Origin of the sequence: Streptomyces globisporus C-1027 (assembly GCF_000261345.2) — a bacterium.
GTDB classification, from domain to species: Bacteria; Actinomycetota; Actinomycetes; order Streptomycetales; family Streptomycetaceae; genus Streptomyces; species Streptomyces pakalii.
This window is the reverse complement of record NZ_CP013738.1, coordinates 7,443,805-7,456,285: the sequence shown is the minus strand read 5'-3', so window position 1 is coordinate 7,456,285 and position 12,481 is coordinate 7,443,805. Positions and strand designations below refer to the sequence as shown.

The following is a 12,481-nucleotide window of genomic DNA, read 5'->3' as shown; positions in this document are numbered from 1 at the left end:
AGAGATGCTTGACGGTCCGACAGCTCTGAGGAGGAGATGCTGAGATGGACAGCGACGAACTCGCCGCGGCGCAGGCGTACGTCCGCCTGCTGGAGGCCACCAGGGCGGCGCTCGCGGACCCCGACGACGCACCGGTCTACCTGCCGCTGCTCACCTCTCCGATGCGCGAGGCCGACCAGGCCCTGCGCAGCGCGGGGCTGACGGGCAACGAGGACCGGCTGTTCGCTCTCGTCCGGGCCCTGCAACCGAGTCTTTCCGGCAGCGACAGATAGGGCCCGGCGGGGGCTTGCGCCGGGCGCCACGGGCGGCGTCCGTCCTATCCGGCCCGCCCCTCCCCCGCAGAGGTGTCCGCGGGCTCCGGAACGAGACCGAGTTCTTGTTCGCCGGGGCCGAGCGGTGCGAAGAACAGGGCGACCTCCTGGTCGTCGACCTCGGCGAGGGAGCCCGGCTTCCACTGCGGGGCGTGGTCCTTGTCGATGATCCGGGCGCGGACGCCTTCCACGAAGTCCGGGTGCTCGAACGCCCGGCTGGAGACCCGGAACTCCTGGTCGAGTACGGCTTCCAGGCTGTCCAGCCGGGCGGCGCGGCGGACCGCGGCCAGCGTGACCTTGAGGGCGAGGGGCGACTTGGTCAGCAGTTCGTCCGCCGCCGTGTCCGCCGCGGGGACGCCGCTCTCGCGCAGCTTCCGGACGATGTCCTCCACGGTGTCCGCCGCGTAACAGGCATCGATCCAGTCGCGCTGCGCCGCGAGCTCTCCGACGGGCGGCCGGGTGGCGAACCGCTGGACGATGTCCTCGACGGTTACGCCCGGACCGGCCGTCTCGCCCAGCACTTCGGTCAGGGCCGGCAGGAGGCGGGCAGGTACGTGGTGATCGGCGAGGCCGCAGAGGATGGCGTCGGCAGCCCCGACGGAGCGGCCCGTGAGTGCCAGATGGGTGCCCAGTTCGCCGGGGGCTGCGGCCAGCAGGCGGGTGCCCCCGACGTCCGGCACGAAGCCGATGGCCGTCTCGGGCATGGCGACGCGTGAGCGTTCGGTGACCACACGGATTCCTGCGTGGGCCGACACGCCGACCCCGCCGCCCATCACGATGCCGTCCATCAGGGCGACGTACGGCTTGGGGAATCGGGCGATGCGGGCGTTGAGGCGGTACTCGTCCCGCCAGAACTCCAGGGAAGCGCGTCCCGAGGCCCGGGCGTCGTCGTGCAGGGCGCGGATGTCGCCCCCGGCGCACAGGCCCCGGTCGCCCGCCCCGGACAGCAGCACCGAGTGGATCGCTTCGTCCTGCTCGGCTCGGGTCAGGGCCTCGTCGAGCAGCCGCACCATGGTGTGACTGAGGGCGTTGAGGGCCCTGGGGCGGTTCAGCCTGAGGTGCATGCAGGTGCCCCTCGTCTCCAGCAGGACGGGCCGGTCGTCGTTCATGCGTGCGCTCCGCTCGCTGGGCTCATGGACGCGTAGGGACGCTTCCATGGTCGCGGACGGCTCTCGGCTGCCGTTCTCCGGCCCCCGGATCGGCCGCTGTGGCACTCCACCGGCTGCGGCTCGACAATTGAGTCTCACGGGATGCGCCGACGCCCGGCCCCGCCGGACGACCTCCGGAGCAGGAATGACCGACGACGAACGGCGGCAGGACGCCGAAGCCTCTCCGCTCCGCCGGATCGACCGGAAGACCAACGGTGAGATCCGGCCGACGGAACGCCTCGCCATGAACCGGACCGGCAGCTTCGACTGGGACCTGGACACCCGGACCCTGGACATCGACGAGGCCGGGCTCATGGTGTTCGGCGTGGATCCGGCGACCTTCGACGCACGCCCGGGCGCCCTGCTGGAGCATCTGGAACCGGCGGAGCGGGCCCGGCTCGACGTCACGATCGACGAGGCCATCACCGGCGGGAGCAATTCCTTCAGCGTCCACTTCCGCGTGCCTCTGGACGACGGGACCACGCAGTGGACGCATGCCCAGGCCCGCATCCTGCGCTCGAAGGACGGAAGGGCCCACCGGATCGTGGGGATCGTCCGGGACGCGACGGCGGAGGTCACCCATTCGGCCTTCGTGCTCGATCTGGAAAAGCGGCGGCAGCGCCAGACCAATATCGTTGAACGGACAACGAGTGCCATGTCCCGCGCGGTGACCGTGGACGATGTGACGGCCGCCCTCACCGGACCCGGCGGGCTGGCCCGCCTCGGGGCGGACGGCCTCGCCCTGGGGCTCGTGGAGAACTCCGCGCTGAACATCGTCGCGCTGAGCGGGGAGTCGCTGGAAGTGCTCGACGGGCTCGGCTCCGGTGACCTCGACCGCAACCTTCCCCTCGCGGACACCATCCGCAGCGGACGCCCCCGGTTCATCACCTCGCTCGCCGCACTGGCCCGTCGCTACCCGGAGCTGGAGCCGCATCTGGGCAGGCTCAGGTTCCGGGCGGCGGCGTACCTCCCGCTGGTGGCCCAGGCGCGGTCGCTCGGCGGTCTGGCCCTCTTCTACCGCGAGCGCACGGTCTTCAACGCGGACGAGCGCATTCTGTGCCTGGGTCTCGCCGCGATTGTGGCCCAGTCCCTGCAGCGGGCGATGCTCTTCGACGAGGAACGGGAGTTCGCCACCCAGCTCCAGTCCGCGATGCTCCCGCCCCGGATACAGGACGTCGAGGGCGGCGAGATCGCGGTCCGCTACCACGCCGCGTGGAGCGGCCGGCAGGTCGGCGGCGACTGGTACGACGTGATCACTCTGCCGAAGAACCGGTACGGGCTGGTCGTGGGGGACGTCCAGGGCCACGACACCCACGCGGCCGCGATCATGGGCCAGTTGCGCATCGCCCTGCGCGCTTACGCCTCCGAGGGGCACCCTCCGGCCACCGTGCTGGCACGGGCCTCCCGTTTTCTCTCCGAGCTGGACACCGAGCGCTTCGCCACCTGTACCTACGCCCAGGTCGATCTGACGTCCGGAACGGTGAAGGTCGTGCGGGCCGGGCATCTCGGACCGTTGATTCGCCACGTCGACGGGCGGGTCGGCAGCCCTCAGGTACGCGGCGGGCTGCCGCTGGGCACCTCCACGGACCTCCTGGACGAGGAATATCCGGAGACCCGGCTCGATCTGGTGCCGGGTGAGACGTTCGTGCTGTACACGGACGGGCTGGTGGAGGAGCCCGGGGCCGATCTCGACACCGGGATCGACGCGCTGCGCAACGAGGTGAGCGCCGGGCCCGCGGGGGCCGAGGCACTGGCCGATCACCTGTCGGAACGGCTGTGGGAGCGGTGGGGGTCGGGGGACGACGTGGCGCTCCTGGTGCTGCGCCGCAGCCCGGACGTGGGGTCGTCGCACGCGCCACGGCTCCACCAGTACATCCATCAGGCGGACCCGGAAGGGCTTTCGGACGCCCGTGCGATCGTCCGCCAGGCCCTCGCCGACTGGGACATGGCCGAATTCGCCGACGATGCTGAGCTCGTCACGGGCGAGTTGCTGGTGAACGTCCTCCTGCACACCGAGGGCGGGGCGGTCCTGACCCTGGAAGTGCTGCCGGAACCGGTGCGGCGCATCCGGCTGTCCGTCCAGGACCGGTCCAGCGCTTGGCCCCGTCGGCGCACACCGGGCGAGACGTCCACCTCCGGCCGGGGACTGCTCCTGCTCGACGCGGTCGCCACGCGGTGGGGTATCGAGCCCCGCGGCGAGGGGAAGGCGGTCTGGTGCGAGATCGGTCCCACTCCCGCGTCGGTCATCACGCCGCCGCCGACGCTCGCGGAGGAGTGACGGGCGAGGAGAGCTGACGGGCGAGGAAGGGGTGATGTGCGAAGGGGGCGTCTCGCATCACCGGCGGTGATGCCAGACACCCCCCGGCCACGGCTCGTTGGGCCTCGACCGCGGCTCGCGCGAGGCGTCAGCCCTGGGCGGTACGCCGCTTGCGGACGGCCCACAGGATGCCGCCACCGGCCAGCAGCACCGCGACAGCGGCGCCACCGATGACCGGCGTCGACGACGACGAACCGGTCTCGGCCAGGTCCGGCGAGCTCGGGCTCGGGGCGGGCGCGGCGGGCGCGGACTCCGAGGGCTCGTCGCTCGGCGTGGCGCTCGGCTCGGGCGTCCCGGTGGACGGCGTCTCAGACGGAGCGGGCTCGGTCGGCGGCGGGGTCGGCTCCTCCTCGCACACCTCCGCCGTCTTCGTCTGGTCGATGGAGTGCTTGCCGTCGCCGTCGGCGTCCTTGACGACCAGTCGGACGGTCACCGGCTTGTCGTGGTCGGGAAGGGCCAGCTTCTTGTGGAACTCACGGCCGAACGTCTCGGTGGGGAGCAGGTCCTTGCCGTCCACCGAGACAGTCACCGTGTTGGGAACGTCGCTCGTGTAGTTCGTGAGGTCGACGGTCACCTCGGAGCAGGTCACGGCCCAGGTGGGGGTGTGAGCAACGGCCGGACCGGCGGAGATGACGCCTCCGGCCAGACCGACGACCGCAGCGGCCACGAGTGCTCCCGCGCCACGCCACGATCTCCTGGGTATGGTCATGGATTCTTCCTCCAGATACTTCTCATCGCCCGAATGGCGGTGGGGCGCACAGTACTGCCATCGCCCCGGAGCGGCGCAGTCGCCCCGTGCGTAACCCGGCGCATCAACTCCGGGCATATCCGGGCCACTTCCGGCAAGCCGGGCAGACCTCTGTCAGGCTGTCCTGCGAAGGTGGCCGAATGAGAGGGTGGGCCATGCATCCATATGCCGCCGCCCGCGCCCCCGAGCCTGGAGCATGACCCGTTCTATGCGATTGCTGCTGATCCGTCACGGCCAGACACCGTCCAACCTCGGCCATTTCCTGGACACCGCACGGCCCGGCCCCGGGCTCACCGACCTCGGGCTGCGGCAGGCGGCGGCCCTGCCCCGGGCGCTCGCCCGGGAGGACATCGCCGCGTTGTACGCCTCCACGCTGACCCGTACGCAACTCACAGCAGCACCCCTGGCGGCGGAGCGGGGCATCGAGGTCCGGATCCGTGACGGAATCCGGGAACTGTCAGCGGGTGACCTGGAGATGCGGGCCGACGAGGACGCGATCCGGCAGTACCTGACAACCGTCTTCGCCTGGCCCGCCGGGGACGTCGCCCGCCGATTGCCCGGAGGTGAGGACGGGACGGAGGCGCTGGCGCGCTTCGACACGGTGGTGGCCGAGGCGGCGGAGGCCGAGGAGCACAGGACAGTGGCGCTCGTCAGTCATGGTGCCGCCATCCGTGTGTGGGCAGCGGCCCGCGCCCGGAACGTCACCGTCGATTTCGCCGCCCGGCACAGCCTGGACAACACGGGTGTGGTGGTGGTCGAGGGCTCACCGGACTCGGGGTGGACGGCCCTCTCCTGGGCCGGGACGGTCGTCCCGGCGGTCACCGCGAGCGGCGAGGCGGACGGCGGCCCGGCAGGCCGCACTGTGCCGGGCTCGGAGTTGGGGCCGGCAACGGATCACCCCACCACGTCGTCATAGGGCCTTGTGCATGATGTGCATCCCGACATAGCCCTCGGTCGGGTGGTTGAAGCCCTCGGGAAGAGTGCCGATCACGTCGAAGCCGATCGATTGATAAAGTTTGACGGCGCGTGTGTTCGTCTCGACCACCGCGTTGAACTGCATGGCTCGATACCCTTGCGCGCGGGCCCAGTCGACCGAGTACTGGCACAGTGCGCGCCCCACGCCCCGCCCGGAGTGGGCGGGGTCGACCATGTAGGTGGCGCTGGCGATGTGAGACCCGTTGCCCATGTGGTTGCGGTTCATCTTCGCCGTGCCGAGCACCGTCCCGGCCTCGTCGACAGCGACGACCACCCGGCTCGGCGCCGGGACGAACCACCATCCCTCGGCGTCCTCCTTGCCGAGGTCGAGCGGATAGGTGAGCGTCTCGCCCGCGGAGACGATCGCATGGAAGAACGGCCAGATGGCGGGCCAGTCCTCGGAGGCTGCTTCCCTGATCAACATGCGGACAGGATGGCCCATCCGAGTGGCGGGCGCGAAACCTTATCCGGCACCCCGGCCACGCCACCCCAGCCTGGCCAGCAGCCCTTTCCTCGTCGTTCGGCCTACCGTGGCGGAACGTGGCGCCCCGGCACAGGCGGGTGGTGCGAGCGGCGCGGCCGGCTCGGCCGCAGGCGCCGGACGCACGGCCCGCGGCCGGGCTCCGGTCCGGGCCGGCGGTGTCGCCCGGGCTCCTCCGTCGTCCCCGGGGCGCGGGGCGGGCCGGTCCTCGCGGGCGCTGTCCAGCTCCAGCGTCAGGCTGACCCGCCGCCACAGGATCTCGTCGGGGTCGTCGGCAAGCGTCAACTCCGCCATCGCCTCCCTCGCCGCCATGGACCCCGGGCGTCCGAAGACCGGCTCCGGCCGGACCCGTACGAGATAGGCGCGTTCGTAAGGGTCGTCCACCACTTCCGCCAACTGCACCGGGTCCAGCGCCGATGCCTGGACCGCCGCCCGCGCCCAGGGGTCCGACGTACGGTCCAGCAGCCGGTCGATGCGTTGCGAACGCCAGTTACGGGCCCGCCAGTCGACGCCCGACTCCAGCATCGTGCGCATCTCCGGCGGTGTCCGTCCGGCGAGCAGCTCGGGCTCCCGCGCCGCGAAAGCGGCAAGCTCGTCCGCGAGATAGTGCCAGACCACCGCGCGATACCGGTTCAGATAGAACGTGACCGGTGAGACGCAGCCCGCCCGTGCCAGCCGGGTGAACCGCGCCGGTGCGATGTCCAGCAGGGCCGCCCCCTGCGCCGTGCCGACGGTGCGGACCCGCTCCACCAGCGCATCGGGAAAACCCGGCTGTTCCCGCAGGCGCGCGATCTCGTCCTCATGCACCCGTGGTCGCCCGCCACCCGGTGCACCGAGGACGGCGATCAGCCCCAGGTGCACCGCCAGCTCGAACTCCGCACGCCGGATCCTCAGTTCCTGTGACGCTCGCCCGGCCGCGAGCGTCGCCGCCGGGGCGACGGACGAAGCGATCCCGCCCTCCCCCTTCGCCTCCGCGCTCGCGTCCTCGTGGGTCGGGCCCTGCGCCCGGAGCACTTCCTTGACTGTCATGACTGCTCTCCCCCGTCGACTCGAATACTCTCCGTAATCACGGTAGCCCGAGGGAGTCATCGCCCGCCGAACCTGTGGATAACTCCTCGGCGGTGACGAAAGTTGCAGGTCAGAAAGGTTCGATACCTTCGGGTCCGCCCTGCCTGACGGAGACTCCGAGGTGTTCACCGACCCGGTTGACGAGCAGGGTCATCTCGTAGGCGACCTGGCCGACGTCGGCTTCGGCCGCCGTCAGCACACACAGGCAGCTGCCGTCGCCGGCGGCCGTCACGAAGAGCAGCGCCTCGTCGAACTCGACCATCGTCTGGCGGGCCCGGCCCGCCCGGAAGTGCCGCCCCGATCCGCGCGCCAGGCTCTGCAGGCCGGACGAGACGGCCGCCAAGTGCTCCGCGTCCTCACGTGCGAGGCCGGTGCTGGCCCCGGTGACCAGCCCGTCGTTCGACAGCACCAACGCGTGCCGTATGTACTGCACCCTGTTGGTGAGATCGTCAAGGAGCCAGTCAAGTCCCCGGTCAAGCGGCATGTGCTCGTCCTCCCCGTACCTTCGTTCCCCGTTCCCCGCTACGCGCGTAAGCCTTGCGCAACGGTCCCGTGGGGGCAAGCGCCCCCCATCGCCCGGGGTGCCGCTTCGCGCCATGCGGGGTTCGGGCTCAGGATGGGCCCATGGCACACCACATGACCGATGAAGAATGGCGGGCCTTCCTCTCGGAGGGAACCCGCACGGCGAAGGTTTCGACGGTGCGGGCCGACGGCAGTCCGCACATCGCCCCCGTCTGGTTCCTTCTCGACGGCGACTCGGTGGTCTTCAACACCGGCAAGGAGAGTGTGAAGGGGCGCAACCTCGCACGTGACGGGCGGGTCGCCCTGTGCGTCGACGACGACCGCCCGCCGTACGCGTTCGCGGTGGTGCAGGGACATGCCGAGCTGAGCGAGGACCCCGAGGAACTCCTGCGGTGGGCGACACGGATCGCCGGCCGCTACGTGGGGGCCGACGCCGCCGAGGAGTTCGGCCGGCGCAATGGCGTGCCCGGCGAACTGGTCGTACGGGTGCGGATCGACAAGGTGGTCGCGATGGCCGACATGGCCGACTGACGAAGGGGGCCCGGGCGCCGGGACGTCAGCCGACAGCGGCGAGGAGCCGGGCGGTGTGCATGCGCCCGGCATACTCGACCGTACGGATCAGGACGTCCTTTCCCGAGGCCCGGTCGCGGGCGTCGCACAGCACGACCGGAGTGCCCCTGTCGAGGTCGAGCGCCTGCGCGACATCGTGCTCCGTATGGTCGGGGGCGCCGGGGAAGCGGTTGACGGCGACGACGAACGGGATCCGCCTGCGCTCGAAGTGGTCGACGGCGGCGAAGCAGTCCTCCAGGCGCCGGGTGTCGGCGAGCACGACAGCGGCGAGGGCGCCTTCGCAGAGCTCGTCCCAGAGGAACCGGAAGCGGTCCTGGCCCGGCGTGCCGAACAGATGGAGCGACAGGCCGGAGTGGACGGTGATACGGCCGAAATCCATCGCCACGGTCGTGCTGGTCTTCCGCTCCACCCCGCCCGTATCGCCCCGGTCCGGCCCGCTCTCGGTGTCGCTCTCGCTCAGTTCCTCCTCCGAGTGCAGCGGGCGGATCTCGCTGACCGAGCCGATCAGGGTCGATTTCCCGGCGCCGAAGCCACCCGCCACGACGATCTTCAGCGTGAGCGCGATGTCTTCTCCGATCATGGTCCTGCCGACGTTCGCGGGGGCGCGGTGGGCGGCACGGGAGTTCTCGTCGCTGTCGATGGACTCGGAGGGCATGCGTCCCTGCTCTCTTCAGGACTCGCTTCGGGCTTCAGGAATCCGGTCGGGCGCACAGCATGGCAACCGTTCGGCTTCGTTCGAGCGGGTTGATCGATCTTGACCGATGAGGTTTCGCGTCCGCCGCTCCTTGCCGTATCCCGACCTCATTGCGTCTCTCTTGGAGGTGACGGATGCGGAGCGGGACACCCAGGACGAGCCCCGGCCTCTTCCGGCCCGGCCCCTACACTGGTCTTTTCGGCCGTCCGGAACGGGCAGCGGTGTCGGGCCCATGCCGGCGGCGGCCCGGGGACGAGGAGATGCGAGCGTGTCGACAGGTTCCGGCGGCGGTTTCCAGGATCCGCCCGCGGAGGTGCTGGCGGAGGCCGCCGCGGCGTTCGGGCTCCTGGCGACACCCGCACGGCTGCACATCGTGTGGGCTCTGGCCCAGGGCGAGAGCGATGTGACGGGGCTCGCCGAACGGGTGGGCGGGACGCTGCCCTCGGTCAGCCAGCACCTGACGAAACTGAAGCTGGCCGGTCTCGTCCGGTCGCGCCGTGAAGGCCGGCGGCAGGTCTATCTGGTCGACGATCCCGATGTGGTGACGGTCGTCCGGCTGATGGTCGGCCAGTTGGCCGCACGCGCCGGGCACCCCTCCCCCGCGCCCGCCCGCCTGCGTGAACTCGGTGCCTGAGAGCAGTCCGGCCTCGGCCCCCGGACACGTCACCACCGGCGCGCCGACAGCCGTCGTACCAGGTCCCCACGTCGTACCCACCCCTCTCCAGACGCTGCGTGCCCTCGGCAGCGGGCCGCGCGGACTGCTGGAGGCAGAGGCCGAGATCCGGCTCGCCCGGACGGGCGAGAACGTGCTGCCCGCCCGGCGGCCCGTCCCCTGGCCCCGCCGCTTCCTGCGCAGCCTCCGGGATCCCTTCACCTCCGTTCTCCTCTGCCTCGGTCTGGTGTCGGCCCTCGTCACCGCCTGGGGCACCGCCTGCGTCATCCTGGCCCTCGTCACCGTGAGCTGTCTGCTGCGTTCCACCGAGGAGCACCGCGCCGACCGGTCGACCCAGGCGCTGCGCGAACTGGTGGCGACCACGGCGACCGTGGTCCGCCGCTCCTCGGAGGACTCCCCTCCCCGGGAACGCGAGGTGCCGGTCGCCGATCTGGTGCCGGGGGACGTGATCCGGCTGAGGCCGGGCGATCTCGTGCCCGCCGATGTGTGGTTGCTGCGCGCCGACGGCCTCACCGTGCATCAGTCGGCCCTGACCGGGGAGTCGGCGCCGGTGGTCAAGCAGGCCCTCGACCTCGCAGACCCGGCGCTGTCCGGGGCCGGACCGTTCGCCCAGCCGCAGTGGTGCTTCCAGGGCAGCAGTGTCACGTCGGGCAGTGGTACGGCGGTCATCGTGGCCACCGGCGGGGAGACCCGGTTCGCCGCCGCCCATGACGGCCGGGCCGGGCAGCGGGGTGCGAGCGCCTTCGACCGTTCGGTCCGGGGGATCTCCTGGACCCTCATCCGTTTCATGCTCCTGACCCCGCCCCTGGTGCTGATGGCCAATGCGGCGCTGCGCGGACGGGGTCTGGAGACGTTGCCGTTCGCCGTGGCCGTCGCGGTGGGGCTCACCCCGGAGATGCTGCCGGTCATCGTCACGACGACCCTCGCGCGGGGCGCGGCTCGGCTGGCGCGTACCAGTGGAGTGATCGTCAAGCGCCTCCCGGCGCTGCACGATCTGGGAGCGGTCGATGTGCTGTGCCTGGACAAGACCGGCACACTGACCGAGGACCGGCCGGTCGTCGCAGCGGCGACCGACGGCAAGGACCAGGCCGATCCCGACGTACTGCGGTGGGCGGCGGTCAACGCGCTGTGGACGCTCCAGCTGGCGGACCTGCCCGCCGCCGACGCCCTCGACGAAGCGGTGCTGGACGTCGTCGACACGGACGGTCCGGGTGCTGCCGGGTCCGTGGATCCGGACGCGTACGAGGGGGTCGCGGTACTGCCCTTCGATCCGGTGCGCCGCGTGGCGACCGCCGTGGTCAGACGGCCCGGCCGACTCGGCGTTCACACCCTGGTCACCAAGGGCGCCGTCGAGGCCGTGCTCGACCGGTGTGCCGTGGACGGGGACGAGCGTGACCGGCTGCTCGCCCTGGCGGACCGGAAAGCCGCGTCCGGGCTGCGCCTGCTGGCCGTGGCCCGGGCCGACCGGGCGTCGCGGGCGGGCGCGTACACCCCCGCGGACGAGCGGGGCCTGGCCTTCCTGGGTCTGGTGGCGCTGCGGGACGTTCCGGCTCCGAGCGCCGCCGACGCGCTCGGGGTGCTCGCGCGGCGCGGTGTACGCGTCAAGGTACTCACCGGCGACCATCCGGGCACAGCGGCACGGGTGTGCGCGGACCTCGGCCTGCGTGCCGAGGGCCGGTCCGGTACCGACGACGTGGTGACGGCCGAGCTGGTGGACACCCTGTCGGACGCGGAGCTGGTCGGCGTGGCGGACCGGGCCGTCGTCTTCGCGCGCTGCACCCCCGAGCACAAGGCGCGGATCGTCTCGGCCCTGCGCGCCGGCGGCCGCACGACCGGCTTCCTCGGCGACGGCGTCAACGACCTGCCCGCCCTGCACGCCGCCGATGTCGGCCTCTGTCCCCGCAACGCCGTGGACGTGGCCCGGGAAGCGGCCGATGTCGTCCTGGCGGAGAAGGACCTCACGGCGATCGACCGTGCGGTGCTGGCGGGGCGGCGCAGCAGCGGGAACATCGCCGCCTATCTGCGGATCACTCTCTCGTCGAACCTCGGCAACGTCATCGCGATGCTGACGGCCGGGCTGATGCTGCCCTTCCTCCCGATGCTCCCGGCGCAGGTGCTGGTGCAGAACCTCTGCTTCGACGCGGCGCAGCTGGCGTTCGCGTTCGACCGCCCGCCGGCATCGGTCCTGCGCCGCCCCACCGCGCTGCGGCCGCGTGACTTCCTGCGCTTCATCACGGGTTTCGGTCTGCTGAACGCGGCCGCCGACCTCGCCACCTTCGGGGTGCTCGCGCTCGCCCTCCACAACGCGTCCGGGGACGGCGGGGAAGCGGCGTTCCACGCCGGGTGGTTCACGGAGAACCTGCTCACCCAGGCCCTCGTGATGGTTCTGCTGCGGACCGGCCGCAGCGCCGCCGAACGCCGGGCGGGCGGGCCTCTGCGGGCCGCCGCGGCGGGTCTCGCCGCGGTCGGGGTCGCCCTCCCGCTCACCCCGCTCGGGCCGTTGCTGGGCATGAGCGCCCTGCCGCCCGTCTACTACCTGCTGCTCGGATCGGTCCTGGGGTTGTACGCCGTCGGGCTCACGGCGGCCCGACGGCGCTACGAGCGCCGTTACCATGCCGACGTGCCCGGCACCGCGAGGCAGCGCGTCGGGGCGTCGAGGGGCGCCCGCTCCGACCGCACGCGCTAGTTGTACAGTTGCGCAATGCGGCAACTGTTGTTGCCGCGGAGAGACCCGTACGGACAGAAAGGCGGGGCCGGAGTGCTGCGCAACGGCCTGGAACCCTGGCACCTGCTGATCCTGGCGGTCGTCGTGATCGCCGTCTTCGGCTCGAAGAAGCTGCCGGACACCGCCCGCGCGCTGGGCAAGTCCGTGCGCATCCTCAAGAGCGAGGCCAGGGCGATGAAGGACGAGGGCACGCCCTGACGATCCGGGAACCGGGAGTGTCGCGCCGCGCGTTTATAGCGGGTAGCGGCC

General features: G+C 71.6%; 13 protein-coding genes. 7 read left to right on the top strand and 6 right to left on the bottom strand.

What is annotated here, in order from left to right; translation table 11 throughout:
- The first annotated feature begins 44 nt into the window (after nucleotides 1-44).
- Complete coding sequence (locus WQO_RS32945; protein ID WP_006129422.1) at nucleotides 45-272, top strand: hypothetical protein; 228 nt, start codon at nucleotides 45-47, stop codon at nucleotides 270-272.
- Between the two features lie 44 nt (nucleotides 273-316).
- Here the strand turns inward: WQO_RS32945 and WQO_RS32940 are convergent, their stop codons facing one another.
- Nucleotides 317-1,420: an enoyl-CoA hydratase/isomerase family protein gene (locus WQO_RS32940; protein ID WP_010062419.1), complete on the bottom strand. Its 1,104-nt coding sequence runs from the start codon at nucleotides 1,418-1,420 to the stop codon at nucleotides 317-319.
- A 184-nt stretch (nucleotides 1,421-1,604) separates the two neighbouring features.
- Between WQO_RS32940 and WQO_RS32935 the strand changes: the two genes are divergently transcribed.
- A complete protein-coding gene (locus WQO_RS32935) occupies nucleotides 1,605-3,737 on the top strand; it encodes a SpoIIE family protein phosphatase (protein WP_010062418.1) in 2,133 nt (710 codons plus the stop codon).
- A gap of 127 nt (nucleotides 3,738-3,864) precedes the next feature.
- On the opposite strand, the gene WQO_RS32930 is transcribed toward WQO_RS32935, so the two are convergent.
- Nucleotides 3,865-4,485, bottom strand: coding sequence for an LAETG motif-containing sortase-dependent surface protein (locus tag WQO_RS32930; protein ID WP_050992336.1), 621 nt, complete (start codon nucleotides 4,483-4,485; stop codon nucleotides 3,865-3,867).
- 247 nt (nucleotides 4,486-4,732) lie between these two features.
- Between WQO_RS32930 and WQO_RS32925 the strand changes: the two genes are divergently transcribed.
- Nucleotides 4,733-5,440 carry a histidine phosphatase family protein gene (locus WQO_RS32925; RefSeq protein ID WP_010062416.1) on the top strand — a complete coding sequence of 236 codons (708 nt, stop codon included), beginning with the start codon at nucleotides 4,733-4,735 and terminating at the stop codon, nucleotides 5,438-5,440.
- Here the strand turns inward: WQO_RS32925 and WQO_RS32920 are convergent.
- From WQO_RS32920 to WQO_RS32910, 3 genes are all read right to left on the bottom strand, one after another.
- Entirely contained in the window at nucleotides 5,435-5,923 is a 489-nt protein-coding gene (locus WQO_RS32920; protein ID WP_010062415.1) for a GNAT family N-acetyltransferase, read from the bottom strand. The genes WQO_RS32925 and WQO_RS32920 overlap by 6 nt on opposite strands.
- A 39-nt stretch (nucleotides 5,924-5,962) precedes the next feature.
- Nucleotides 5,963-7,009: a DUF6397 family protein gene (locus WQO_RS32915; RefSeq protein ID WP_010062413.1), complete on the bottom strand. Its 1,047-nt coding sequence runs from the start codon at nucleotides 7,007-7,009 to the stop codon at nucleotides 5,963-5,965.
- Nucleotides 7,010-7,118: 109 nt separating this feature from the next.
- On the bottom strand, nucleotides 7,119-7,532 hold the full coding sequence (locus WQO_RS32910; protein WP_010062412.1) for a roadblock/LC7 domain-containing protein: 414 nt from the start codon (nucleotides 7,530-7,532) through the stop codon (nucleotides 7,119-7,121).
- Between the two features lie 140 nt (nucleotides 7,533-7,672).
- Between WQO_RS32910 and WQO_RS32905 the strand changes: the two genes are divergently transcribed.
- A complete protein-coding gene (locus tag WQO_RS32905) occupies nucleotides 7,673-8,101 on the top strand; it encodes a PPOX class F420-dependent oxidoreductase (protein ID WP_010062411.1) in 429 nt (142 codons plus the stop codon).
- Between the two features lie 25 nt (nucleotides 8,102-8,126).
- On the opposite strand, the gene WQO_RS32900 is transcribed toward WQO_RS32905, so the two are convergent.
- Nucleotides 8,127-8,795 (bottom strand): GTP-binding protein, encoded by a 669-nt coding sequence (locus WQO_RS32900; RefSeq protein ID WP_010062410.1) that lies wholly within the window; start codon nucleotides 8,793-8,795, stop codon nucleotides 8,127-8,129.
- Nucleotides 8,796-9,102: 307 nt separating this feature from the next.
- On the opposite strand from WQO_RS32900, the gene WQO_RS32895 reads away from it, so the two are divergent.
- The 3 genes from WQO_RS32895 (at nucleotide 9,103) to tatA (ending at nucleotide 12,430) form a co-directional block, all read left to right on the top strand.
- Nucleotides 9,103-9,468 (top strand): ArsR/SmtB family transcription factor, encoded by a 366-nt coding sequence (locus WQO_RS32895; protein WP_010062409.1) that lies wholly within the window; start codon nucleotides 9,103-9,105, stop codon nucleotides 9,466-9,468.
- The gene (gene mgtA / locus WQO_RS32890; RefSeq protein ID WP_029182474.1) at nucleotides 9,452-12,193 is read left to right on the top strand and encodes a magnesium-translocating P-type ATPase; all 2,742 of its coding nucleotides are present in this window, start codon (nucleotides 9,452-9,454) and stop codon (nucleotides 12,191-12,193) included. Before WQO_RS32895 ends, mgtA begins: the two co-directional genes overlap by 17 nt.
- A gap of 72 nt (nucleotides 12,194-12,265) precedes the next feature.
- Entirely contained in the window at nucleotides 12,266-12,430 is a 165-nt protein-coding gene (gene tatA, locus WQO_RS32885; RefSeq protein ID WP_010062407.1) for a Sec-independent protein translocase subunit TatA, read from the top strand.
- Nucleotides 12,431-12,481 lie beyond the last annotated feature (51 nt).

Bases quoted from the DNA above. Each gene is read 5' to 3' on its own strand.
- WQO_RS32940 (WP_010062419.1), bottom strand. From the start codon at position 1,420: ATGAACGACGACCGGCCCGTCCTGCTGGAGACGAGGGGCACCTGCATG.
- WQO_RS32930 (WP_050992336.1), bottom strand. From the start codon at position 4,485: ATGACCATACCCAGGAGATCGTGGCGTGGCGCGGGAGCACTCGTGGCC.
- WQO_RS32920 (WP_010062415.1), bottom strand. From the start codon at position 5,923: ATGTTGATCAGGGAAGCAGCCTCCGAGGACTGGCCCGCCATCTGGCCG.
- WQO_RS32925 (WP_010062416.1), top strand. From the start codon at position 4,733: ATGCGATTGCTGCTGATCCGTCACGGCCAGACACCGTCCAACCTCGGC.
- WQO_RS32945 (WP_006129422.1), top strand. From the start codon at position 45: ATGGACAGCGACGAACTCGCCGCGGCGCAGGCGTACGTCCGCCTGCTG.
- WQO_RS32910 (WP_010062412.1), bottom strand. From the start codon at position 7,532: ATGCCGCTTGACCGGGGACTTGACTGGCTCCTTGACGATCTCACCAAC.
- WQO_RS32935 (WP_010062418.1), top strand. From the start codon at position 1,605: ATGACCGACGACGAACGGCGGCAGGACGCCGAAGCCTCTCCGCTCCGC.
- WQO_RS32900 (WP_010062410.1), bottom strand. From the start codon at position 8,795: ATGCCCTCCGAGTCCATCGACAGCGACGAGAACTCCCGTGCCGCCCAC.
- WQO_RS32915 (WP_010062413.1), bottom strand. From the start codon at position 7,009: ATGACAGTCAAGGAAGTGCTCCGGGCGCAGGGCCCGACCCACGAGGAC.
- WQO_RS32905 (WP_010062411.1), top strand. From the start codon at position 7,673: ATGGCACACCACATGACCGATGAAGAATGGCGGGCCTTCCTCTCGGAG.